This is a genomic window from Devosia sp. (genome assembly GCF_036563435.1).
Lineage (GTDB): Bacteria > Pseudomonadota > Alphaproteobacteria > Rhizobiales > Devosiaceae > Devosia.
In genome coordinates this window covers 180366-202195 of record NZ_DATCMJ010000015.1, presented here as the reverse complement: position 1 = coordinate 202195, position 21830 = coordinate 180366, and the positions used below count along the sequence as shown (strand labels likewise).

Here is a 21830-nt window from a genome sequence, read left to right as displayed (position 1 = left end):
GAGTTCCCAATGGCTACCAAGAGAATGCTGGTGGATGCCATCCACCCGGAAGAAACACGGATCGTCGTCACATCGGGTAACAGGCTCGAAGAATTCGACTTTGAATCGGCGACCCGCCGCCAGTTGCGGGGCAATATCTACCTCGCCAAGGTGACGCGTGTGGAGCCATCGCTCCAGGCCGCCTTTGTCGAATATGGCGGCAACCGTCACGGTTTCCTCGCCTTCAGCGAAATCCATCCCGACTATTACCAGATCCCCGTTGCCGATCGCGAAGCCCTGCTCCGCGAAGAGGAGCACGAGGACGAGCACCACGACGAGGTCGCCGAGGACACTGGCGCCGCTCCGGAATCGGTGAGCGAAGCCGAACCCGAGGCTGACGCGACGGACGAGGAAGAAAGCCACATCGAGCAGGCGCCGGAAAACTCCGAGCCGGTGGAATCCATCGGGGGCGCCGACGCGCTCGAGGAAGTGCCCGAACGCCGCCGCCAGAGCCCCAACCGCCGCAACTACAAGATCCAGGAAGTCATCAAGCGCCGCCAGGTCATGCTGGTGCAGGTGGTCAAGGAAGAGCGCGGCAACAAGGGCGCGGCTCTGACGACCTATCTGTCGCTCGCCGGCCGCTATTCCGTGCTGATGCCCAATACCGCCCGTGGCGGCGGCATCTCGCGCAAGATCACCAACGCCGCCGACCGCAAGCGGCTCAAGGAGATCACCTCCGATCTCGAAGTGCCGCAGGGCATGGGCGTGATCCTGCGCACGGCCGGGGCCTCGCGCACCAAGGCCGAGGTCAAGCGCGACTTCGAATACTTGATGCGCCTCTGGGAATCGGTGCGCGAACTCACCCTCAAGTCGCAGGCCCCGTGCCTCGTCTATGAGGAAGGTTCGCTGATCAAGCGCACCATCCGCGACCTCTACAACAAGGACATCGACGAGGTGTTCGTGGCTGGAGAGCAGGCCTTTACCGAGGCCAAGGACTTCATGCGCATGATCATGCCGAGCCATGCCAAGAACGTGCAGCTCTATCGCGAAGAGCAGCCGCTGTTCAGCAAGTACGGCATCGAGACGCAGCTCGATTCGATGTTCTCGCCCACGGTGACCCTGCCCTCGGGCGGCTATATCGTCATCAACCCGACCGAGGCGCTCGTTTCCATCGACGTGAACTCGGGCCGCTCCACCAAGGAGCACAATATCGAGGACACCGCGCTCCAGACGAACCTCGAAGCCGCCGAGGAAGTCGCCCGCCAGCTGCGCCTGCGCGACCTGGCCGGCCTCATCGTCATCGACTTCATCGACATGATGGAGAACCGCTCCAACCGGGCCGTCGAGCGCAAGCTCAAGGATTGCCTCAAGGACGATCGCGCCCGCATCCAGGTCGGCCGCATCAGCCACTTTGGTCTGATGGAAATGAGCCGCCAGCGCATTCGCTTCGGCGTCGTCGAATCGTCGACCCACAAGTGCCCGATCTGCGACGGCACCGGTCTCGTGCGCTCCACCGAGTCGCTGGCGCTGATGATCATGCGCCACATCGAGGACCATGTGCTGCGCCGCCAGGGCCAGTCCATCAATGTCCGCGTCCCGGTCGAAATCGCGCTTTACCTCCTCAACTACAAGCGCGAGACGCTGATTTCGCTCGAGATCCGCAACCAGCTTTCGATCACCATCACCGCCGACAGCAAGATGACCGGCAACCAGTTCGCCATCGAGAAAGGCGAAGCACGCGTCATGGCCTATGCCGACACGCGCGTGACCGAGCACGTTCGCGTCGACAGCGCGATCATCGATGACGATATCGACGATGACGTGGTCGAGGACGAGGTCGATGATGAGGCCGACGAGGCGCCTGTCGCATCCGCCGAGGCTGGCGAAGGCGAGGGCCGTGGTCGTCGTCGCCGCCGCCGCCGCCGTGGCGGTGGTGGGGATCGCGAGGACGGTGGTCAGCGGCCGCAGCAGCAGCGCGCAGCCCAGGCCGAAGGCGTCGAAACGGAAGCCGGTGAGGAGACCGACGAGGACTCCTTCGAGGCCAATCCGGCGCGTCCGCGCGAGGAAGGCAATGGCGACGAAGAGCCGCGCAAGCGCCGCCGTCGCGGCCGTCGTGGCGGACGCCGCAACCGCCGTGAGGGCGACGAGGGCCTGCGCGTCGATGCGCCGAACAGCGACAATGCCGACCTGAATGCGGCCGAGGTGGAGGCCGTCGCCAGCGAGTTGCTGGTTCAGGACGAGATCGTCGCCGCCGAAGCCGCGCTGAACCAGGCTCCGGCGCCCGAAGCTCCGCTCGAGGAAGCCCCTGCCGCCAAGCCCAAGCGCACGCGCCGCAAGAAGGTTGAGGAAACCGCCGAGTCGCAGCCCGTGGACGCAGCCCCGGTCGAGGCCGTTGCTGCCGAGCCGGAAGCTGCGGTCGAGGAAAAGCCCAAGCGCAAGCCGCGGACCCGCAAGCCGAAAGCCGAGTCGGCCGAGGCTGCAGAGATCGCTCAGGCCGCCGTGGCAGAGATCGCCTCTGCACCCGTGGCCGAGGCCAGCACCGCCCCCGCGGCGCCCGCCGTGGCAGAACCTGCAGCGCCCGCGGAAGCCGCAGAGCCGCCGCGCAGCCGCCGCGTGAAAAAGGAACTGCCTGAGGAAGGCATCGTGGTGTCGTCCAGCACACCGCAGCCCGAGGCCGCAGCCGAAGGCGACGCGGCCGAGCCGCCCAAGAAAAAAGCCGGCTGGTGGCAGCGCCGCCTGGGCCTTGGCTAGAACACAAAGGGCGGTCCTCGGACCGCCCTTTTTCTTTGGGTGCCGCAGCAGCCCCTCCCCCGATCGTCACCCCCGGGCTCAACCCGGGGGCTCTACACTTGCGAGACAGCAGAAAGTGCAACGCCCTCGGGTCAAGACCGAGGGTGACGACCTCACGGCCAGCCCTCTAGCCCAGGAACACCCGCATGCGCTCCAGCGCCAGTTCGATGGTCTCCCGCTTCCCCGCATAGGAGAACCGGACATAGCGGTTGCCGCCAGCCCGATCGAAGTCGATGCCCGGCGTCACCGCGACCCCCGCTTCGTCCAGCAGGGTCTCGCAGAAATGCATGGCATCGTTGGAGAACCGTGCGATTCCCGCATAGGCATAGAAGGCACCATCGGATGGAGCGCCGATGTCGAAGCCGAGGCTCTGCAGCCCCTCGTTCAGCAGCATCCGGTTGCTGGCATAGCCAGCCTTCTGCTCCTCCGCATAATCGCGCTCGCCAAGGGCAACGGTTGCAGCGATCTGGCTCAAGGTGGGCGCGGAGATAAAGAGGTTCTGCTGCAGGATTTCGGCGCGCCGGACCAGGTCGTCCGGCAGCACCATCCAGCCGATGCGCCAGCCGGTCATGCAGTAATATTTCGAGAAGCTGTTGATGACGATGGCGTCGCGGGTGAGCTCGAGCGCGCTCACTGACGGCGCGGCATAGTCCAGCCCATGGTAGATTTCGTCCGAGATCAGCCGGACTCCCAGGCGGCGGCAGGTTTCGACGATATCGGCCAGTCCCGTCCGGTCAACACTCGCTCCCGTGGGATTGGCAGGGCTGGCAAACAGCAATCCGTCGAACGGCGTCTCGGCATGCGCTGCAGCGATGTCGGCACCCGTCAGGCGCCAGCCGTTTTCGGCGCTGAGCGGTATTTCGGTTATGCCGAAGCCGAGGCCGAGCAGCGTGTTCACATAGGCGGGATAGCCGGGCCGCGTGATGGCGATGCGGGCGCCCGGGCGAAAAGCCGTGTGGAAGGCGATGATGAAGCCCGACGAGGAACCCATGGTGCAAAGAACATTGTCGGGATCGACATGAACGCCATGCTGCGCCGCATAATAGGCGGCAATACCGTCGCGCAGTTCGCCGAGCCCCTTGGCGTTGGTATAGCCCTGCGCCAGCGGCAGCGCCTTGCTCACCGCTTCGATCACGCGCGGCGCCGGCGGTGCCCCCGGCTCCCCCACCTCCAGATGACAGACGGTGCGCCCGCCCGTCTCGATCGCCTTGGCGCGCTTGAGGATTTCCATGGCGTGGAACGGCATCAGTCCGTCGGCGGCTTGGTCGGTCATGTCTTGGTCTTTTCACCTGGATTTGGCATGAGCCCTACCCTTTGGCGTCCTCCCCCTCAACCGCTAATGCTGCTCTGTGCGGGTCGTCCTTCACTCCCTGCTGCCAAACCGGCCTCGGCTCTGCTATGAGCATCACGTCTGATCGGGAGTTTGCCTATGTCGCGTGTCACCATTGCCCTTGTTGCCGTTGCGGGCGTTCTGGCAGGCGCTCTGGGCTATTCGATCGTGAGCCGCCCGGCGCCGGCGACCGACACGGCCGCCATCCAGGCGATGATCGATGAGGCTTTCGCGCAGTATGATGCGAAACAGGCCAGTGCAACGGCTCCCGCGCAGGACGTTGCGGCGCTCGATCCCTCCGTGCTCAACCCGATGATCGAATCGTTCTTGATGAGCGATCCCAAGATCCTGCAGCGCATGTCGGTCGCGCTTGACGCCACCATGCAGAAGGAAGAGCGGGCCCAGGCTACCGGCGCCATCGCTGCCATGCACGACAAGATCTACAACGATCCTGGCCAGGTGGTGCTGGGCAACCCGGAGGGCGATGTCACCCTCGTTGAGTTCTTCGATTACAATTGCGGCTATTGCCGCAACGCCCTGCCCGACCTTGCCGCACTCTTGGCCGAAGACCCGAACCTGCGTGTCGTGCTCAAGGAATTCCCCATCCTCTCCAACGAATCCATCGACGCGGCGCGCGTGGCCGTTCTGGTGGGCGATGCCGATGTCGACTACTGGGCCTTCCACGAAACGCTGTTCACCAGCCGCGGCAAGATAGACAAGCAGGCAGCGCTTGCCGCTGCCGCGGACCTGGGCCTTTCGCCCGTATCGCTTGAGCTCGACATGAACAGCGAGACCGTGGCCAAGACCATCCAGACCTCCTACGAAATCGCCAAGGCGCTCAACATCACCGGTACGCCCACCTACATCATCGGTAACGAGATCATTCCCGGTGCCATTGGCGTCGGCGAGCTCAAGACCCGCATCGCCAACATGCGTGCCTGCGGCGATACCGTCTGCAACGGCTAGGAACCCGCTGCCCCGCTTTGCCTTTTCCGTGCATTTCGTATAACCGGGCTTGCAGCAGCGGGAAGCGGCGGTGCAAAAGGCGGAAATCATGGCAAAGCGTGTTCTCGTCCTCAACGGCCCGAACCTCAACCTGCTCGGCTTGCGCGAGCCGGACATCTATGGCGCCGAAACGCTTGCCGATGTGGAACAGCTTTGCCGGCGCACCGGCGCGGAACTGGGGCTGGAGGTCGATTTCCGCCAGTCCAACCACGAGGGCGAACTCATCACCTGGATCCACGCGGCGCGCGGCACGGCCGATGCCATCGTGATCAACCCGGCGGGCTATTCGCACACCTCCGTGGCCATCCACGACGCCCTCAAGGGCGTCGGCCTGCCCGTGGCCGAAGTTCATATTTCCAACATCCACCAGCGCGAAAGCTTCCGGCACCATTCCTATGTGTCGGCGGTGGCTTTCGGCGTCATTTGCGGCTTTGGCACTGGCGGGTATAGAATGGCGCTCACAGCGCTTGCCGAAAAACTCAATTAGATTTCAACGCGATCAGCGCGGGAGACGATAAGAATGACCAAGTCATCACAGGTGGATCAGGACCTGATCCGGGCCATTGCCGAGCTGCTCAACAAGGAAAATCTCGCCGAGATCGAGATCGAGCAGGAGGACTTCCGGGTCCGCGTCACCCGCTCCTACGCCAATGAGGGCGTCAGCTACGCCACTCCCGCTCCGCAATATTTCGCCCCGCCCGCAGCGCCAGCCGCGCCGCAGACTCCGGCAGGCTCGGTTCCCGCGGTCGCCCCTGCCGCTGCTGAAGACCTCTCCTCCAATCCGGGCACACTGACATCCCCCATGGTCGGCACCGCCTATCGCTCCCCCGAGCCGGGCAAGCCCGCCTTCGTCGAAGTCGGCACCAAGGTCAGCGAAGGCCAGACCCTTCTCATCATCGAAGCGATGAAGACCATGAACCAGATCCCGGCACACCGCTCGGGCACCGTGGCGCGCATCCTCGTGCAGGATGCCCAGCCGGTGGAATACGGCGAGCCGCTCGTCGTCATCGAATAAGGGGACTTCCATGTTTCAGAAGGTCCTCATCGCCAATCGCGGCGAAATTGCCCTGCGCATCCTGCGCGCCTGCAAGGAGCTTGGCATCCAGACCGTCGCGGTGCATTCCACCGCCGACGCCAATGCCATGCATGTCCGGCTTGCCGACGAAAGCGTCTGCATCGGCCCCAACCAGGCCAAGGACAGTTATCTCAACATTCCCTCTATCCTGGCTGCCTGCGAGATCACCGGCGCCGATGCTGTTCATCCCGGCTATGGCTTCCTCTCCGAGAATGCCCGCTTCGCCCAGATCCTGAGCGAGCACAACGTCACCTTCATCGGCCCTTCGGCGCACCATATCGAAATCATGGGTGACAAGATCACGGCCAAGAAGACCGCCGTCGAGCTTGGCATTCCCGTGGTCCCCGGCTCTGCCGGCGCCGTCGAGACCGAACAGGACGCCCTGCGCACGGCCCGCGAGATCGGCTACCCGGTCTTGATCAAGGCGACCGCTGGTGGTGGCGGGCGCGGCATGAAGGTCGCCAAGACCGAGGAAGACCTCCTGGTCGCCTGGTCCACTGCCCGCGCCGAGGCCAAGGCGGCCTTTGGCAATGACTCCGTCTATATGGAAAAATACCTCGGCAAGCCGCGGCATATCGAAGTGCAGGTGCTTGGCGATGGCAAGGGCAATGCCGTTCATCTGGGCGTGCGCGACTGCTCGCTGCAGCGCCGCCACCAGAAGGTCTGGGAAGAGGCCGGCGGCCCCACCATCAAGCCGGAAGAGCGCGACGAGATCGGCGAGATTTGCGCCGCCGCCATGCGCAAGCTTTCCTATTCGGGCGCCGGCACGATCGAGTTCCTCTACGAGAACGGTGAGTTCTACTTCATCGAGATGAACACCCGCCTCCAGGTGGAGCATCCGGTCACCGAGCGCATCACCGGCATCGACATCGTCTACGAGCAGATCCGCGTCGCCTCGGGCGAAACGCTCTCCATGCGTCAGTCCGATGTTACCTTTTATGGCCACGCCATCGAAGTGCGCATCAATGCCGAGGACCCGCAGACCTTTGCCCCCTCACCAGGCACCATCACCTTCTACCACCCGGCAGGTGGCGTCGGTGTGCGCGTCGACTCGGCGGTCTACCAGGGCTACCGAATTCCGCCCTACTACGACTCGCTGATCGGCAAGCTCATCGTCTATGGCCGCACCCGCGAGGAATGCCTGCAGCGCCTGCGCCGCGCCATCGACGAGTTCGTCATCGACGGCATCAAGACCACCCTGCCCCTGTTCCAGCGCCTGATCCGCGAACCCGACGTCCTCGCCGGGAACTACGACATCCACTGGCTGGAAAAATATTTGGCCGAGAACAAGGTCTGAGTGACCGCTGCGATGTGGCACAATCGGGTCACATCCACCGCGCGGCACCTCCCCCTTGACGAGGGAGGTTGGGAGGGGGTGTCGGGAGCCACGATGATGATCGTGGCCAGCCATCCCCCCACCCTTGATCCGTCCCCGCAAGGGGGAGGAAGTCGACTGAGGAACCTGTGCTTAGCGGGAGTTTCCTGATGGCTCGCCCGCAAGACCCCTTCGACCTCGAAATCACCCCCGAACTGATCCTGCGCGCCTATCGCGCCGGCATCTTTCCCATGTCCGAGGATGCCGAGGACGAGAACCTGTTCTGGGTCAGCCCTGAAAAGCGCGGCATCATCCCGCTCGACGGCTTTCATCTCTCCACCAGCCTGCGCAAGGCCATCCGCAAGTCCGGCTTCGTCATCCGCGTCGATACCGATTTCGACGCCATCATCGAAGGCTGCGCCACGGTGGGCGAGGATCGTGACACGACCTGGATCAACCAGACCATCCGGCAGGTCTATGGCGAACTCTTCCGCCGCGGTGTCGCCCATACGGTTGAAGTCTGGGACGGCATCGATCTCGTCGGCGGCCTTTACGGCTTGGCCATCGGCGGCGCCTTTTTCGGGGAATCCATGTTCCACCGCCGCACCAATGCCAGCAAGATGGCCATGGCCCATCTGGTGGGGCGGCTGCGGGCGGGCGGCTTCGTCCTCCTCGACACGCAGTTCCTCACCGACCATCTGGCGTCGCTCGGTGGCATAGAGATATCGCGCCAGCACTACGAAGAGCGTCTGGCCCAGGCGCTGCGCCTCGATGGCGACTGGTACGCGCTGGACCGAAGCGTCTCCGATCTCGGCGGAACCTGAAGCGGGCAGCGTGGTTCCTTCCGCAAGGAGAACACCATGATCCCCACCCGCATCCATGGCATCATCGACTATCTCGTCGCAGTCATCCTGATCCTTGCGCCCTTCCTCCTCGGCTTCGCCGACGGCAGCGCCGCGCAGTGGACGCCGATCCTGGTCGGCATCACCACGATCTTCGTGAGCCTCTTCACCCGCTACGAGCTCGGCGTCGTTCGCGTGGTGCCGATGGCGGCTCACCTCGCCATCGACATCGCCACGGGCATACTGCTCTTGGCCTCTCCCTGGCTCTTCGGCTTTGCCGACCGCATCTGGTGGCCGCATGTCCTGTTCGGCCTGCTCTACATCGTCACGCCGCTGCTCACGCAGCGCCGGAGCCCGCAGGACCTGGCGCGGTCCTAGTCCGCCAGCTTGAAGTTGAGGCGCGTCACCCACTTGTTCATGTCGGGCTCGTCATCGGGGTCGGTTTCGTAGATTTCCAGCCGGCAGCGGAAATGGTCGCCATCGGGCTTCTCAACCATGTCCAAAGGCTGGTTGGTGAGCCTTACCCACCCGATCAGCAGCCCTGTGACCGCTTCGAGTTGGTCGGGATGACCATGCCAGATCATCTCCATGAAGCGGCCCCCCGGCAGCGTGCCATATCGCACCCTTCCGGCCGCTGTCCCCTCGCGCGACATGGCCACCCCCGCCTCCACGTCGAGTGTGTCACTCATGTTGATACGGCGATAATTGTAGAACGGCGCGCCCACAGCCTCTATGCCCTGTTCGGCCAGATGGCCGAAGAGCGCGGGAAAGCCCTCGTCCGCGGGCTGCTGCATCTGGTCCATGCGCACGGTGAAGGTGATAAAGGCATAGGGCTGTTCAGCCCGGTCGATGATTTGAGGCAGGGTCAGCATGTCCAGGATTCCTCCGGTTCAGGTCACGTCCAGCATAGCGACGATTGACCGGAGAAGTATTCGACAGGCTCAGCGCTGGTCGGGCGGCGGCACGTCCGTGCTGACTTTGCACTCCACCAGCCACACGTCATAGATGGCGTGGTCGACGGCATTGAGCGCCGGGCTGTCGGCAAACATCCAGCCGCTGAAGATGCGCTTGGAGACGCCCGACAGGCTGCGCTGATCCACCTCGAGGAAGGCAGACACGCGCTGGCTCTCGGTGCTCGGCCGGCTGTAGCAGGCCCGCGGCGTGATCTCGAGCGCCCCGAACAGCACTGTTTCGTCGATATAGACGTCGAAACGCGTGATGCGGCCGGTGATCTTGTCCAGCCCGGCAAAGCTTGCCACCGGATTGGCCACGGGTTGGGCGGCACTCGGCAGCGCCAGGCTGAGCAGCGTCAGCCCGGCCAGAGCTGCCGGCAGGATGCGGGAAGGACGAAACAAGGTGCCGATCGCACCCGCTTATTCGGGCGACCAGGCGTCGTAGTCGCCGGTCACGCGCGGACGCTCGCCCTTGTTAAGCAGGCTGCCGTCGGGGCGATAGGCCTCGACCGTGCCGGTCATGTTGGGCTTGTGCGGCTTTTCCCAGGCCTTGGGGACATACTTCTGCTGCGTCGGCGGCAGTTCCATGCGGTGATGGATCCAGCCATACCAGCCCGGCGGAATGGTGGAGGCGTCGGCATAGCCGTTATAGGTCACATAGCGCCGGTCGGACTTGCGATCCTGGTAGTACTTGTTGCCGAATTCATCGCTGCCGACATAGTCGCCGAAGCGCCAGATCCACAACCTTGTGCCCCAGGTCTGGCCGTTCCACCAGGCGAAGATTTCAGAGAGAAACTGCTTGATACCGGATTTGGCCAATTGTCGATTCCGCGATGCAAAATGCGTGTTGGCGCGGTTTATCACGCCCAGCCGCGCGAGCCTAGCCCCAGTGCGGACCGCGATCAGATAAGTGGTCGCGCCACTGAGCGGGATGGGATCGCCTGGGCCCCGCACGCTTAGTCAAACTGACACAAAGCTGTCGTCCAACTGTTAGACCCATCCCTTAGGTAGCCCGCCATTCAAGTCTCAGCGGGGCCGCTCAATGACCATTTCCTCCCTTTTCAGCAAGACCCTCTTGGGTGCCGCAACGGCAGCCTTGCTTGCTGCGACATCCTCTCTTGCCATGGCGCAGGACCGTCCCGACCTCGTGGTCGGTGTAGCCGATCTTCCGGCAACGCTTGAACCGGGCAAGGAGCTGTCCAACGTCGGTACGCGCGTCAACTACAGCGTCTTCGACACGCTGATCCGCCGCGATTTCCTCTCGGCTGAAGGCGGCGGCGGCTCCAAGCTGGTGCCAAGCCTTGCGACCGAATGGACCCGCATCGACGACACGACCCTCGAGGTTAAGCTGCGCGAGGACGTGACCTTCCACAACGGCGCCCCGCTCACCGCTGAAGACGTGGTCTTTACCTTCTCCCCCGAGCGCCTCAGCGGCGAAAACGCCGTGCTCACCGAGGGTCCGGCCTACTTCTCCGTGCTGAAGGAAGTGAAGGCGATCGACGACCATACCGTTCATTTCATCACCAAGGCACCCGATCCGCTGCTTGAACATCGCCTGTCGTCATGGGCCTCCTGGATCGTCAACAAGGGCGATTGGGAAGCCAAGGCGGCGACCGATGGCGGCATCCCCATGTTCCCCGTGGGTACCGGACCCTTCATGCTGGACGAATACAAGGCCGACGAGTCCATTCGCCTGGTCGCCTTCGACGATTACTTCGGCGGCCAGCCGACGGCCGCGACCGTGACCTTCCGCGAGATCCCCGAGCCTTCGACCCGCGTCGCCGGTTTGGTGTCGGGCGAATTCGATATGATCACCAACGTCGCCCCCGACCAGATCCCGCAGATCAACGGCTATGAGGACATCGAGACGCGCTCGGTCGTCCTCGCCAACTCACACGTCCTCGTCTACGGCACGCAGGATCCGGTGATCAAGGACGCTCGCATCCGCCAGGCCATGAACCTCGCCATCGACCGCAACCTGCTCAACGAGGCACTCTGGGGCGGCCAGGCCGTCGTACCGAACGGGCATCAGTATCCCGAGTTCGGGGACATGTATAATCCGGACCACAAGGGTCTCCCCTACGATCCTGAACGCGCCAAGCAGCTGCTGGCCGAGGCCGGCTATGATGGCGGCCTGATCAAGTACACAACCCAGCCCAATTACTATCTGAACGCGCTTCCGGCTGCTCAGGCCATCGTCGAAATGTGGAAGGCCGTGGGGCTCAACGTCGAGCTCAACGTTGTGGAGACTATGACGGGCCTCGACATGGGAGCACTTCAGGTCCGCACCTGGTCCAACTCCACCCGTTACCCGGATCCGGTCGGCGGCCTATGGAACCTCTGGGGTCAATTCGGTGGCCCGCAGCGCGGCACCGGCAGCTGGGCCGGCACGGAGAACCTTGAGCGCTTCAACGAACTCGGCCGCATTATCGAGAGCTCGGTTGACCTCGAGACGCGCCAGCCAGCCGCCTGGGAAATGCTCGAAATCTGGGAAAAGGATGCTCCGGGCACCATTCTCTACCAGCCGCTCGAGACCTATGGCGTGTCCAAGGACATCAACTGGCAGCCTTACACCTTCTACTACATGGACCTGCGTCCCTATAACCTCAGCTTCAACGACTGATGGTTGTGACAACGCACCAGACGGGAGGCGGTACGCTAGCCGCCTCCTCGAAACTCCATAGCGTCGCCGATCCCGCACCGATCCTTGCGATCAAGGGCCTCGGCGTCCATTCCGGCCCGCATGCCTTGGTGGAAGACGTGAGCCTCTCGCTGCGTGCGGGTGAAACACTCTGCCTCGTCGGCGAGAGCGGCTGCGGCAAGAGCCTCACCTGCATGTCCATTCTGGGTCTGCTGGATGACAATCTCAGCATGCACGGCTCGATCCGCCTGTTCGGCACCGAAACGATCGGGGCACCGGAAAGGGTGCTCAACGAGTTTCGCGGTCGCGACGTCTCGATGATCTTCCAGAACCCGATGGTCTCGCTCAATCCAGTGCAGCGCGTCAGCGCCCAGATTGCGGAAGCGATAGTCGCCCATACCGCCCTGCGCGGCGCAGCGGTCGACCGCCGGGTGGTCGAACTGCTCGATCAGGTCGGCATCCCCAATATCGCGCGCAACAAGAACTACTATCCGCATCAGCTGTCGGGTGGCATGTGCCAGCGCGTGATGATCGCCATGGCGCTTGCCTGCAAGCCGCGCCTGCTCATCGCGGACGAACCGACCACCGCCCTGGACGTCACTATCCAGGCGCAGATCCTGCGCCTTCTGCGTGATCTCCAGGCCGACCTCGGCCTTGGCATCGTGCTCGTCACGCATGATTTGGGCGTCGTCGCCGAAATCGCCGACCACGTCGCCGTAATGTATGCGGGACGGGTCATCGAAGCGGCGCCTGTTGATGATCTCTTTGACAATCCGCGTCATCCCTATACCCGGGCCCTCATGAACAGCCGCATCGGCTTCAGCCGCCAACCGGGCACGCCGCTCGATGCCATTGGCGGCACCGTTCCGGCGCCGTCCGCGCGCCCGACTGGCTGCAACTTCGCGCCTCGCTGCCCGATGGCTCAGGACATCTGCGCCGAGGATCCCCCCTTGCTGCGCCAGGGCCAATGCGCCGCCGCGTGTCACTTTTCAGGCCTCGGCGTCGGAGCCATTGCATGAGCGACCAGGCAGGTATCATCGCCCGCGATCTGGTGCAGGTCTATTCTTCCGGCCGCAAGCTCTGGGGCAAGAGCGACGCCTTCCGCGCTGTGGACCGGGTCAGCCTCTCTATCGCGCCGGGCGAGACGCTCGGCATTGTGGGGGAAAGCGGCAGCGGAAAATCCACCCTCGGCCGCATGATCGCCGGCATCGAGGCACCGAGCAGCGGCTTGGTCACCTTTTGGGGCGAGCACTATGCGCCAGCCGGAAGCGCCGAATGGCGGCGTCAGCGCCGTCACGTACAGGTCGTCTTTCAAAATCCCGCAGCGGTGGTCGACCCGCGCTGGTCGATCCATGCGCAGGTGCGCGAGGCCCTAACCACGCATGAGCGGCTCGCCGCTTCGGAAGCCGATGATCGTGCTCAGGCCATGCTCGCCATGGTGGGGCTGGGCGCAATGGGCAAGCGCCTGCCGCACCAGCTTTCTGGCGGTCAGCTGCAGCGGGCGGTGATTGCCCGCGCCCTGGTGATCAACCCACGCCTGGTCGTCTGCGACGAGGCCGTAAGCGCGCTCGATGTGTCCGTACAGGCCCAGATCATCAACCTGCTGCTTGAGCTCCGCCAGAAGCTCGACCTTTCATTGATGTTCATTTCGCACGACCTTTCCGTGGTGCGCCACATCAGTCACCGTGTCGGCGTCATGCATGCCGGGCGCCTCCTCGAGATCGGGGACTCCGCCTCGCTCTTCGACAATCCGCAAAACGACTACACGCGCCGGCTCCTTGCCGCCATTCCGGCTGACAGCCCGCGTCAACGCCGCGAACGCGACATGCGCGCCTTTGGCGGCGCCGCACAGCCGACCAATCCTCAACTTTCGGTCCCATCATGAAGATCATCGCTCACCGCGGCGACAGCGCCAACCATCCCGAAAATACACCGGAAGGTTGGGCTGCTGCCTTCAGCAACGGCGCCTTCGCCATCGAGGCCGACGTTCGCCTTTCGAGCGATGGCGCCTGCGTCTGCGCCCATGACCGCGATCTCATGCGCTTGTTTGACCGTCCGGAGCGCCCGGAGGACCTGACCGCCGATGAACTGCTGGGGCTCGCGAGTACAAGCGGAGCACGCATCGTTGCGCTGGCAGACGTGCTGCAGCACGCTGCCGCCGACCGGCATGTGCTGCTCGACATCAAGGATGAGACGCTGCCGGCGCTGGAGGCCATCTGGACGGCTATCGCCGCGACCGTTCCACAAGCGCACCGGCATCAGGTGATCGCAGGCTGCCACACGCTGGAGGCGGTGCGGTTCTTTGTCGAAAAAGGTCAGACTGGGATCCTGGGCTTTATTCCCGGCCAGGAGCGAGCCGAAGCCTTCTTCGAAACCGGTGCGAAGATCGTTCGCCTCTGGGAGCGCGACGTATCAGCGGAACGCGTGAAGCAACTGCAGCAATGCGGCGCCGAGGTCTGGGTCACGGCCGGTGGCACGGGCACTCCATTCGGAGGCGGCGAAACCTCGCCGGAGCATCTTGAACATCTGCTGCAGGCAGGTGCAGACGGCGTTCTGGTCGACGACGTTGCCATGGCAAGATCTGTCGTGGAGGCCGCACGATGAGCAAAGGATCCACGCTGCTTGTCACCTTTGACGGACTCCGCCGCGACCGGGTCACGCCAGAGCTCATGCCGCACCTGATCCGGTTCATGGAAGAAGGCAGCAACTTCATCGATTCGCGTTCTGTCTTCCCCAGTGAGACACGCGTCGCTGTCACTTCCACAATGACGGGCTCTCCGCCCGGCGCACATGGCGTGGTCGCCAATCAGTTCATTCACCCGGTGCGGCCGGACGGCCTCTTCCGCACCTCCGAATGGGAGGATCTCGATCTTGCTGCTCAGGCCGGGCAACTGCTCGACAGCCAGACCATGGGGGAACGCATGGCGAAAGCTGGCCGCACCATGGCTGTCGTCAGCACGGCGACAAAGGGCGCATCGCGGATGATGAACTCCAGTGCCCATGCCCTGGGCCAGCCGGTCTTTTCCGTGCACGGCACGCCGGTCTCGACGCCCGATGTGCACGATGCTGTCGTCGCACATCTGGGGCCAATTCCCGCGGCAGGGGCGCCCAACCATGCCCGGGTCACCTATGCCGCCCGCGCGCTGATGGAAGTGATCTATCCGCGCCACAATCCGGACTTCTGCGTCTTCTGGATGAACGAGCCCGATACCAGTTCGCACAAGTTCGGCGTTTTGGGCGCTGAGACCGGTGCCGCCCAGCGCATGGCCGATGACAATTTCGGCCGCATCCTCGACTGGTGGCGCGCGGGCAATGGACCCCAGAACATCATTGTCATGTCCGACCATGGCCAGATCACTGGCCATGCCCAGCTCCCGACGCTCGACATCATTCCCCAGGAGTTTGGTCGCGCGTCGATAGGATCGTTCAGCAGCATCTATCTTCACGATGCCTCCGACGCCCGCAAGGCGGAGGTCGTCGACTGGCTGGTGCAGCAGAGCTTCTGCGGATTGGTCTTTGCCTCCGATGAACATGGCGTAGCCATCGAAGGCGCCCTGCCCTGGTCGGCCGTTCGCAACGATCACCCGCGCGGCGCCGATATCGGGTTTACCCTGCGCGCCACGAACTGCGACGAGGCTTGGGGGCCGGATGTGGATGGGTGCATCTTTGCCGCGTGGATCACCCCCGGCGGCGGTATGCATGGTGGTCTCAACCGCGGCGAACTTTCTACGGTTCTGGCGGCACAAGGCCCTGCCTATCGCCCGGCATTCCGCTCCGAAACACCACGCTGGCTGCCCGACATCGTGCCGACCGTGCTGACCACGATGGGTCTCCCAGCCGAGGGCTGCGAGGGCCGACCCATGGTCGAGGCGCTGGTGGGTACAGACCCTCGCTACGGCACCGCACCTGCAGTCCAGACACGCACGCTCAGCGCCGAGCGTCACGGACACCAACAATTCTTGCGGCAGTGGATCGTTGATGGGCAAACCATCGTCGACTGCGGCTGGACCGCCGGTACCGGAGCTTGGCGCCAGTGAACGCCCAATTTGTCGTCACCAAGCTCTTTCGCGGCGCCATGACCCTGCTTTTGGCCGTCACCTTCGTATTCATCGTGCTGCGCGCCTCCGGCGATCCAGTCCAGATGATGCTCTCTGACGAAGCCTCGCCCGAAGCCATTGAAGCCTTTCGCCGGCGCTGGGGCCTCGATGGCTCCTATCTCGAACAGTATCTCACCTATCTTTCTGCCATCCTGCAGGGCGATTTCGGCGACAGCTTCCGCGACGGTCGCCCAGCGCTCCAAGTGGTGATGGAGCGTGTGCCCGTCACGCTGCAACTGGGCGTAACCGCGCTCCTCATCACCCTGCTGGTCGGCATCCCCGCCGGCATCATCGCTGCGCTGCGCCGTGGTGAATGGGTCGACCACGCCGCGATGAGCTTCACGATCTTTGGACAAAGCGTGCCGAACTTCTTTCTCGGCATCGTTCTGATCCTTGTCTTCTCCATGACCCTGCGCTGGCTGCCAAGCTCGGGCACCGGCAGCTTCTGGCACCTCGTCATGCCGGCCCTGACCCTTGCCACCGCCACCGCGGCAACGGTCGCCCGCTTCACCCGCTCCTCCATGCTCGACGTCCTGCATCAACCCTTCATGCGCACCGCCAAGGCCAAGGGCATTCCCCACAACCGTCGCGTTCTGCGCCATGCCCTGCCCAATGCCGCCATTCCAGTCGTCACCGTGGTCGGTATGCGCATCGGAGGGCTGATCGGGGGTGCCGTCACCATCGAGACCGTATTTGCCTGGCCCGGCGTCGGCATGCTGCTGGTCAATTCGGTCAACCAGCGTGACCTGGCGGTGGTCCAGGCCGTGGTGCTGCTGATTGCCCTCACCATGGTCGTGGTCAATCTCATCGTCGACCTCACCTATGGCTGGCTCGACCCGCGCATCGAAGTGCACAACAGGAAGGCGGCGGCATGAGCAGCCTCGATATCTCCCCGCCGCCTTTGGCGCTGCGGCGCCATGGCTGGCTGACCCGCATCTGGAAGGCGCGCCCACCTCTTGTGATCGGCCTCTGCATCGCCTGGCTGGTCCTCGTCATTGTTGCGGCCCTTTTTGCCGAGTTTCTCGCGCCCTTCAGCTTCTCCGAACAAAGCCTGCTCAAGCGCCTCAAGCCGCCGGCAGCCTTCGGTGGGCCGGCGGAAAACCTCTTCGGCACCGACGATCTCGGCCGCGATGTGTTCAGCCGGGTGATCTACGCCATGCGCACCAGCATCCTGATCGCCATCATGGCGACGGTGATCGGCGCGACGGTCGGTACGGCCCTGGGCATCATCGCCGCCCATTTCCGCGGCTGGGTGGACGACGTCATCATGATGATGGTGGACTTCCAGGCCTCAATCCCGTTCCTGATCGTGGCCCTCGCCGTGCTGGCCTTTTTCGGCAACAACTTCCTGCTGCTGATCATCCTGATCGGGCTGTTCGGCTGGGATGGCTATGCCCGCATCGCGCGCGGACTCGTCCTGTCCACCAACGGCCAGGGCTATGCCTTCGCCATCCGCACGCTCGGCCTCCACCCGGCCAAGGTCTATCTGCGCCACGTCCTGCCCAATATGCTGGGCGTCATCATGGTGCAGGTGACCCTCAACTTCCCCGAGATCATCCTGCTCGAGACCTCCCTTTCCTTCCTCGGCCTTGGCGTCCAGCCCCCGGGCACCAGCCTCGGGCTCATGCTGGGCGAAGGCCGCAACTACTTGACCACCGCCTGGTGGATGGGCATTCCAGCCGGCATGGTGATCTTTTTGACCACGCTGGCCATCAGCCTCGTCGGCGATTGGCTGCGCGACATGTTCGATCCAAACCTGGGAGCCAAGGGCGCATGATTGGTGCTGAGAATCGCCTCGCCTCCATCCAAGAACTTACGTTCTCAGCCGTCCTGTCAGACCTTGATGGCGTCGTTTATCGCGGCGAACAGGCCGTTCCGGGCGCGGTCGAGCGGTTCAACCGATGGCTGAGCGAGGGCATCCCATACTGCTTCGTCACCAACAATGCGGAAAAGCACCCGGCAGCCTTTGCCGAGAAGATCCGCGCGCTCGGCATCTCCTGCGAGCCTGCACAGGTCGTGACCTCGGGCGATGTGACGCTCGACTACCTGCGCAGCCAGTTCCCTGCCGGAACCGGCCTCTATGTCATCGGCACCCGATCTTTCAAGGATCGCGTCGTCGAGGCGGGCTACAGGCTCGTCGACACTGGCGCCTCGGCCGTTGTGGTCGCCCTCGATCGCAGCTTCGACTATGACATGATGACCACGGCCCTTGGCAACGTTCTGGACGGAGCCAGCCTGATCGGCACCAATCCCGATCTTATCCGTCCCCTCGCCAGTGGCTTCGAGCCCGGTGCAGGCGCCCTCACCCACTCCATTGCGGCGGCATCTAGCGTCACCCCGGTATTTCTGGGAAAGCCCGACCCGACCATTATCCACACCGCCCTTGCCCGCCTGGGGACAGAGCCTGGCCACGCCATCATGATCGGCGACAAGCTCGATACCGACATTCTCGCCGGGCAGCGCGCCGGCGTGCGGTCGATCTTCATGGAGACCGGCGTGCCGCTTGATACCCGAAGCGACGTGGTTCCCAACTACATCCTGGCCAGTCTCTGACCCGAAGCGCCCTGCGCCGCCGCGCTATTCACCCATCGCGTGCGCACGCTCGATGGCAAGCTCTTCCTTGCTCTTGGGCGGCGCGTTTTTGTCCTTCTTGACGCCGCGCAGCATGAAGATCAACGGGATCGAGCCGACGCTGAGCAGCATCATGAGCCAGAAGTCGTCCAGGTAGGCGAGAATGGCCGATTGCTGCTGCACCAACCCGTTGATCATGGTGATGGTCTGCGCATTGCCGGCGAGGAGACCCGGCATCTGGCTTTGAACCGCCTGCGAGGACAGGTTGAGCCGTTCGGCCAGTTCGGCGTGATTCACCTGCATCATGCTGCTGAGCACCGCCGACACCAGGGAAATGCCGATGCCCTGCCCCATATTGCGGACCAGGCTGAACATGGCCGTAGCGTCGGCGCGAACGGTGGGGGAAATCGTGGCAAAGGCCATGGTGGACAGGGGCACAAAGAGGAAGCCCATGCCGAAGCCCTGCAGCGCCCCGGTGGTGATCACCGGCCAGTAGTCCATCTGCAGGTTGAAGCCGGTCATCTGCCAGAGCGAGACGCTCATGAGGACCGCGCCCAGGAGCATCAGGATGCGGGCGTCCACCTTGCCGCTGAGGCGCCCCACGATCATCATCGAAACCATCGTGGCGACACCCCGCGGCGCCATCAGGAGGCCAGTGAAGACGACGGAATAGCCCATGAGGTTCTGCAGCAAGGGTGGCAGCAGGGCGAGGCCCGAGAACAGGGTGATCCCCATCACCAGCATCATGATCGAGGCCAGCGAGAAGTTGAAATCCTTGAACATGCGTAGGTCGACAAAGGGCTGGCTGGCGGTCACCGAATGGACGATGAAGACCCAGAGCCCGCTGACAACGAGGCCCAGCTCGATCCAGGTCTCGGTAGATTGGAACCAGCTGTTTTCAGCGCCACGGTCGAGCATCAGCTGCAGCGCCCCGACGGAAAGCGCCAGCATGCCGAAGCCGAAGAAGTCGAAACGCCGCCGCTTGATCTCGGTATTGGGCATGTAGAGCAGCAGCATGGCCACGCAGAGCACGCCCACGGGCACGTTGACCAGGAACACCCAGCGCCAGTCGAAGCTTTCGGTCAGCCAGCCGCCCAGCGTTGGCCCCACGATAGGCGCGACCATGATGCCCATGCCATAGATGGCCATGGCCTGGCCGATGCGTTCCTTGGGGTTGATGTTGAGCAGCACGGTCTGGGCCAGCGGCGCGATCATGGCGCCGCAGAGGCCCTGCAGGATGCGGAACAGCACCATCTCCGGCAAGCCGGTGGCTATGCCGCAGAGAGCAGACGCGATGGTGAAGCCGACCACGGCAAAGATGAAGAGCTGCCGCTGGCCCAGGCGGTCGGCCATCCAGCCGGTCAGCGGCGTGGCGATGGCGGCGGCCACGATATAGGAGGTCAGGACCCAGGTGATCTCGTTCTGGGCGGCGCCGAGCGCCGAGGCCATATGCGGCAGCGCCACATTGGCGATGGTGGTGTCGAGCACCTGCATGATGGTGCCCAGCATCAGGGCGACCGTCAGCATGCCCTTGTTTTTGACGAGGACGGCAGGTTGTGAAGCGATCTGGGCCAACTTGGCCTCCAAGGGAAAAGCGGCACCGCCCGAAGGCGATGCCTGCCGGCGTTAGTGGCCTTGCAGCTTGTCGAGCGTGGACTTGCCGGTATCGACGCTCACCAGGGCGCTCATGCCCGAGCGCAACTGCACGGCAGCATCGGGTTCGAAATCGACGCGAACAGGAATACGCTGGACGACCTTGACCCAGTTGCCGGTGGCGTTCTGCGCCGGGATCAGCGAGAACTCGGAGCCTGTCGCCGCACCGATGCTGGTGACTTTGCCCTCTAGGGGCGCACCGGGGCTGGCGTCGACGGCAACCTCGGCAACCATGCCGACATGAATGCCGGCAAGCTGCGTTTCCTTGAAGTTGGCCTCGACCCAGGTGCCCCCGGTCTCGACCAGGCTGGCAATGGTGGTGCCGGTGGTCACGAACTGGCCGACATTGAGGTTGCCGATCTGACTGATCACTCCGTCGGCGGCAGCGACGACGTCGGTCTTGCTCAGATTGCGTTCCGCCAGCTGCACCTGGCTCAGGGCGGCAAGAACCGTCGGGTGCATGTCGGTTTCGATCTCCGGGTTGCCCGCCAGGGCGGCAACGGCGCTGGCCACCTGCTGCTCCGCCGAGGCCACGGCCGTCTGCGCTGCTCGAAGCGAGAGCTTGGGCTGGTCGAGGGTTGAGGCGGACGAAACGCCCTGCTCCACCAGAGTGTTTTGGCGGTTGAAGCTTGCCTGCTGGATTTCCAGCGTCGCTTTGGCAGCGGCAAGCGCGGTTTGTGCCGTCTGGTAACTGACCTTGAGCTGCTCCACGTTTACACGCGCCGAGCCAAGCGCAGCATTGGCCTGGTCGAGGGCAATCTGATAGGGCGCCGGATCGATGCTGAACAAGACATCGCCGGCATGGACCATCTGGTTCTCCGAAATGTTCACCGCCACGATACGCCCGGCAATGTCGGAGGACACAGCAACCTTGGCCTGCTGCACATAGGCGTTGTCGGTTTCCTCGAACCGCCCACCCGTGAGGTAGAAGTAGGCGCCGCCGCCAACCACCAGCAACGGCACGGAAACCATGAGCAGGAGTCGGCCAGGGCGGCGCTTCTTGGCTGGCGGCGCGGCCATCGCGGACGGGGCGGCTAGTCCGCTGGCCTCGCCGGCTTCAGCTTTGGATACGGGGGTACTCATCAGACACTATCCTTCTGCTCTGCGGCCAAGCCGCCGAGATTGTCACGAATTTGGGTGAGGCTGGCGCCAAGCCGCGCGAGGTCATCCGGCTTCATTCCGGCGACAGCCGACTGGTAAAGCTCGGTTCCCAGCGCCTTTGCCGTCTGGAACAGCGCCTCGCCCTCAGTCGTCAGGCGCACGAGCTTGGCCCGGCTGTCACTTGGGTCGGGCTGCCGATCCACGAGCCCGCGCTTCTCCAGCCGGTCCAGGATGCCGCTCATGGTCATGGGGTCGGCGTCCACAGCCGTGGCCAGCCGCACCTGGGACAGCGCGCCCTGGTGAAAGAGTTCCGAGAGCACGCGCCACTGCGGCAAGGTAAGGTCATGCTGCCGTGCAGCCGCCTCGAAGCGACGCCGGAAGGCTCTGGCCACCTCATGTATAAGGTAGCCGATAGAGGAATCAGGGGATGTCATCGCAGGCCATCTATATTGATGCGACACATATAATAAGGGCGCTT

At 63.8% G+C, this 21830-nt stretch carries 22 protein-coding genes; 15 read left to right on the top strand and 7 right to left on the bottom strand.

The window, feature by feature from the left end:
• Positions 1 to 9: 9 nt before the first annotated feature.
• The gene (locus VIL88_RS11810) at positions 10 to 2730 is read left to right on the top strand and encodes a ribonuclease E/G (protein ID WP_331989024.1); all 2721 of its coding nucleotides are present in this window, start codon (positions 10 to 12) and stop codon (positions 2728 to 2730) included.
• A 166-nt stretch (positions 2731 to 2896) separates the two neighbouring features.
• Here the strand turns inward: VIL88_RS11810 and VIL88_RS11805 are convergent, their stop codons facing one another.
• Complete coding sequence (locus VIL88_RS11805) at positions 2897 to 4042, bottom strand: pyridoxal phosphate-dependent aminotransferase (RefSeq protein WP_331989022.1); 1146 nt, start codon at positions 4040 to 4042, stop codon at positions 2897 to 2899.
• A 156-nt stretch (positions 4043 to 4198) separates the two neighbouring features.
• Here VIL88_RS11805 and VIL88_RS11800 point away from each other — a divergent pair, with 156 nt between their 5' ends.
• The 6 genes from VIL88_RS11800 (at position 4199) to VIL88_RS11775 (ending at position 8714) form a co-directional block, all read left to right on the top strand.
• On the top strand, positions 4199 to 5065 hold the full coding sequence (locus VIL88_RS11800) for a DsbA family protein (protein ID WP_331989020.1): 867 nt from the start codon (positions 4199 to 4201) through the stop codon (positions 5063 to 5065).
• An 88-nt stretch (positions 5066 to 5153) separates the two neighbouring features.
• Positions 5154 to 5591: a type II 3-dehydroquinate dehydratase gene (gene aroQ, locus VIL88_RS11795; protein ID WP_331989018.1), complete on the top strand. Its 438-nt coding sequence runs from the start codon at positions 5154 to 5156 to the stop codon at positions 5589 to 5591.
• A gap of 33 nt (positions 5592 to 5624) precedes the next feature.
• On the top strand, positions 5625 to 6119 hold the full coding sequence (accB, locus tag VIL88_RS11790; RefSeq protein WP_331989016.1) for an acetyl-CoA carboxylase biotin carboxyl carrier protein: 495 nt from the start codon (positions 5625 to 5627) through the stop codon (positions 6117 to 6119).
• Between the two features lie 10 nt (positions 6120 to 6129).
• Positions 6130 to 7476 (top strand): acetyl-CoA carboxylase biotin carboxylase subunit, encoded by a 1347-nt coding sequence (gene accC / locus VIL88_RS11785; RefSeq protein WP_331989014.1) that lies wholly within the window; start codon positions 6130 to 6132, stop codon positions 7474 to 7476.
• 188 nt (positions 7477 to 7664) lie between these two features.
• Positions 7665 to 8318 carry a leucyl/phenylalanyl-tRNA--protein transferase gene (gene aat / locus VIL88_RS11780; protein WP_331989012.1) on the top strand — a complete coding sequence of 218 codons (654 nt, stop codon included), beginning with the start codon at positions 7665 to 7667 and terminating at the stop codon, positions 8316 to 8318.
• Positions 8319 to 8354: 36 nt separating this feature from the next.
• Positions 8355 to 8714, top strand: coding sequence for an SPW repeat domain-containing protein (locus VIL88_RS11775; protein ID WP_331989010.1), 360 nt, complete (start codon positions 8355 to 8357; stop codon positions 8712 to 8714).
• Here the strand turns inward: VIL88_RS11775 and VIL88_RS11770 are convergent.
• The 3 genes from VIL88_RS11770 to VIL88_RS11760 all read right to left on the bottom strand — a co-directional run bounded on the left by VIL88_RS11770 (position 8711) and on the right by VIL88_RS11760 (position 10093).
• Positions 8711 to 9208, bottom strand: coding sequence for a GyrI-like domain-containing protein (locus tag VIL88_RS11770; protein ID WP_331989008.1), 498 nt, complete (start codon positions 9206 to 9208; stop codon positions 8711 to 8713). The genes VIL88_RS11775 and VIL88_RS11770 overlap by 4 nt on opposite strands.
• A 69-nt stretch (positions 9209 to 9277) precedes the next feature.
• On the bottom strand, positions 9278 to 9691 hold the full coding sequence (locus VIL88_RS11765; RefSeq protein ID WP_331989006.1) for a DUF2155 domain-containing protein: 414 nt from the start codon (positions 9689 to 9691) through the stop codon (positions 9278 to 9280).
• Between the two features lie 18 nt (positions 9692 to 9709).
• Complete coding sequence (locus VIL88_RS11760) at positions 9710 to 10093, bottom strand: NADH:ubiquinone oxidoreductase subunit NDUFA12 (RefSeq protein ID WP_331989330.1); 384 nt, start codon at positions 10091 to 10093, stop codon at positions 9710 to 9712.
• 238 nt (positions 10094 to 10331) lie between these two features.
• Between VIL88_RS11760 and VIL88_RS11755 the strand changes: the two genes are divergently transcribed.
• From VIL88_RS11755 to VIL88_RS11720, 8 genes are read left to right on the top strand one after another with little or no spacing between them, the layout of a single operon-like run.
• A complete protein-coding gene (locus VIL88_RS11755) occupies positions 10332 to 11912 on the top strand; it encodes an ABC transporter substrate-binding protein (RefSeq protein WP_331989004.1) in 1581 nt (526 codons plus the stop codon).
• Positions 11912 to 12949 (top strand): ABC transporter ATP-binding protein, encoded by a 1038-nt coding sequence (locus VIL88_RS11750; protein WP_331989002.1) that lies wholly within the window; start codon positions 11912 to 11914, stop codon positions 12947 to 12949. The genes VIL88_RS11755 and VIL88_RS11750 overlap by 1 nt, the downstream gene beginning before the upstream one ends.
• A complete protein-coding gene (locus VIL88_RS11745; RefSeq protein WP_331989000.1) occupies positions 12946 to 13815 on the top strand; it encodes an ATP-binding cassette domain-containing protein in 870 nt (289 codons plus the stop codon). The genes VIL88_RS11750 and VIL88_RS11745 overlap by 4 nt, the downstream gene beginning before the upstream one ends.
• On the top strand, positions 13812 to 14534 hold the full coding sequence (locus VIL88_RS11740; protein ID WP_331988998.1) for a glycerophosphodiester phosphodiesterase: 723 nt from the start codon (positions 13812 to 13814) through the stop codon (positions 14532 to 14534). Before VIL88_RS11745 ends, VIL88_RS11740 begins: the two co-directional genes overlap by 4 nt.
• Positions 14531 to 15967 carry an alkaline phosphatase family protein gene (locus tag VIL88_RS11735; protein WP_331988996.1) on the top strand — a complete coding sequence of 479 codons (1437 nt, stop codon included), beginning with the start codon at positions 14531 to 14533 and terminating at the stop codon, positions 15965 to 15967. Before VIL88_RS11740 ends, VIL88_RS11735 begins: the two co-directional genes overlap by 4 nt.
• The gene (locus VIL88_RS11730; protein ID WP_331988994.1) at positions 15964 to 16902 is read left to right on the top strand and encodes an ABC transporter permease; all 939 of its coding nucleotides are present in this window, start codon (positions 15964 to 15966) and stop codon (positions 16900 to 16902) included. The genes VIL88_RS11735 and VIL88_RS11730 overlap by 4 nt, the downstream gene beginning before the upstream one ends.
• Entirely contained in the window at positions 16899 to 17804 is a 906-nt protein-coding gene (locus VIL88_RS11725; protein ID WP_331988992.1) for an ABC transporter permease, read from the top strand. Before VIL88_RS11730 ends, VIL88_RS11725 begins: the two co-directional genes overlap by 4 nt.
• A complete protein-coding gene (locus tag VIL88_RS11720) occupies positions 17801 to 18580 on the top strand; it encodes an HAD-IIA family hydrolase (protein ID WP_331988990.1) in 780 nt (259 codons plus the stop codon). Before VIL88_RS11725 ends, VIL88_RS11720 begins: the two co-directional genes overlap by 4 nt.
• A gap of 24 nt (positions 18581 to 18604) precedes the next feature.
• Here VIL88_RS11720 and VIL88_RS11715 read toward each other — a convergent pair whose 3' ends face one another.
• The 3 genes from VIL88_RS11715 to VIL88_RS11705 are packed head-to-tail and all read right to left on the bottom strand — an operon-like array spanning position 18605 to position 21786.
• Positions 18605 to 20173 carry a DHA2 family efflux MFS transporter permease subunit gene (locus VIL88_RS11715; protein WP_331988988.1) on the bottom strand — a complete coding sequence of 523 codons (1569 nt, stop codon included), beginning with the start codon at positions 20171 to 20173 and terminating at the stop codon, positions 18605 to 18607.
• Positions 20174 to 20224: 51 nt separating this feature from the next.
• Positions 20225 to 21334, bottom strand: coding sequence for an HlyD family secretion protein (locus tag VIL88_RS11710; RefSeq protein ID WP_331988986.1), 1110 nt, complete (start codon positions 21332 to 21334; stop codon positions 20225 to 20227).
• Positions 21334 to 21786: a MarR family transcriptional regulator gene (locus VIL88_RS11705; protein ID WP_331988984.1), complete on the bottom strand. Its 453-nt coding sequence runs from the start codon at positions 21784 to 21786 to the stop codon at positions 21334 to 21336. The genes VIL88_RS11710 and VIL88_RS11705 overlap by 1 nt, the downstream gene beginning before the upstream one ends.
• Positions 21787 to 21830: the final 44 nt, after the last annotated feature.

Bases quoted from the DNA above. Each gene is read 5' to 3' on its own strand.
- VIL88_RS11810 (WP_331989024.1), top strand. From the start codon at position 10: ATGGCTACCAAGAGAATGCTGGTGGATGCCATCCACCCGGAAGAAACA.
- VIL88_RS11805 (WP_331989022.1), bottom strand. From the start codon at position 4,042: ATGACCGACCAAGCCGCCGACGGACTGATGCCGTTCCACGCCATGGAA.
- VIL88_RS11800 (WP_331989020.1), top strand. From the start codon at position 4,199: ATGTCGCGTGTCACCATTGCCCTTGTTGCCGTTGCGGGCGTTCTGGCA.
- aroQ (WP_331989018.1), top strand. From the start codon at position 5,154: ATGGCAAAGCGTGTTCTCGTCCTCAACGGCCCGAACCTCAACCTGCTC.
- accB (WP_331989016.1), top strand. From the start codon at position 5,625: ATGACCAAGTCATCACAGGTGGATCAGGACCTGATCCGGGCCATTGCC.
- accC (WP_331989014.1), top strand. From the start codon at position 6,130: ATGTTTCAGAAGGTCCTCATCGCCAATCGCGGCGAAATTGCCCTGCGC.
- aat (WP_331989012.1), top strand. From the start codon at position 7,665: ATGGCTCGCCCGCAAGACCCCTTCGACCTCGAAATCACCCCCGAACTG.
- VIL88_RS11775 (WP_331989010.1), top strand. From the start codon at position 8,355: ATGATCCCCACCCGCATCCATGGCATCATCGACTATCTCGTCGCAGTC.
- VIL88_RS11770 (WP_331989008.1), bottom strand. From the start codon at position 9,208: ATGCTGACCCTGCCTCAAATCATCGACCGGGCTGAACAGCCCTATGCC.
- VIL88_RS11755 (WP_331989004.1), top strand. From the start codon at position 10,332: ATGACCATTTCCTCCCTTTTCAGCAAGACCCTCTTGGGTGCCGCAACG.
- VIL88_RS11750 (WP_331989002.1), top strand. From the start codon at position 11,912: ATGGTTGTGACAACGCACCAGACGGGAGGCGGTACGCTAGCCGCCTCC.
- VIL88_RS11745 (WP_331989000.1), top strand. From the start codon at position 12,946: ATGAGCGACCAGGCAGGTATCATCGCCCGCGATCTGGTGCAGGTCTAT.
- VIL88_RS11740 (WP_331988998.1), top strand. From the start codon at position 13,812: ATGAAGATCATCGCTCACCGCGGCGACAGCGCCAACCATCCCGAAAAT.
- VIL88_RS11735 (WP_331988996.1), top strand. From the start codon at position 14,531: ATGAGCAAAGGATCCACGCTGCTTGTCACCTTTGACGGACTCCGCCGC.
- VIL88_RS11725 (WP_331988992.1), top strand. From the start codon at position 16,899: ATGAGCAGCCTCGATATCTCCCCGCCGCCTTTGGCGCTGCGGCGCCAT.
- VIL88_RS11720 (WP_331988990.1), top strand. From the start codon at position 17,801: ATGATTGGTGCTGAGAATCGCCTCGCCTCCATCCAAGAACTTACGTTC.
- VIL88_RS11710 (WP_331988986.1), bottom strand. From the start codon at position 21,334: ATGAGTACCCCCGTATCCAAAGCTGAAGCCGGCGAGGCCAGCGGACTA.
- VIL88_RS11705 (WP_331988984.1), bottom strand. From the start codon at position 21,786: ATGACATCCCCTGATTCCTCTATCGGCTACCTTATACATGAGGTGGCC.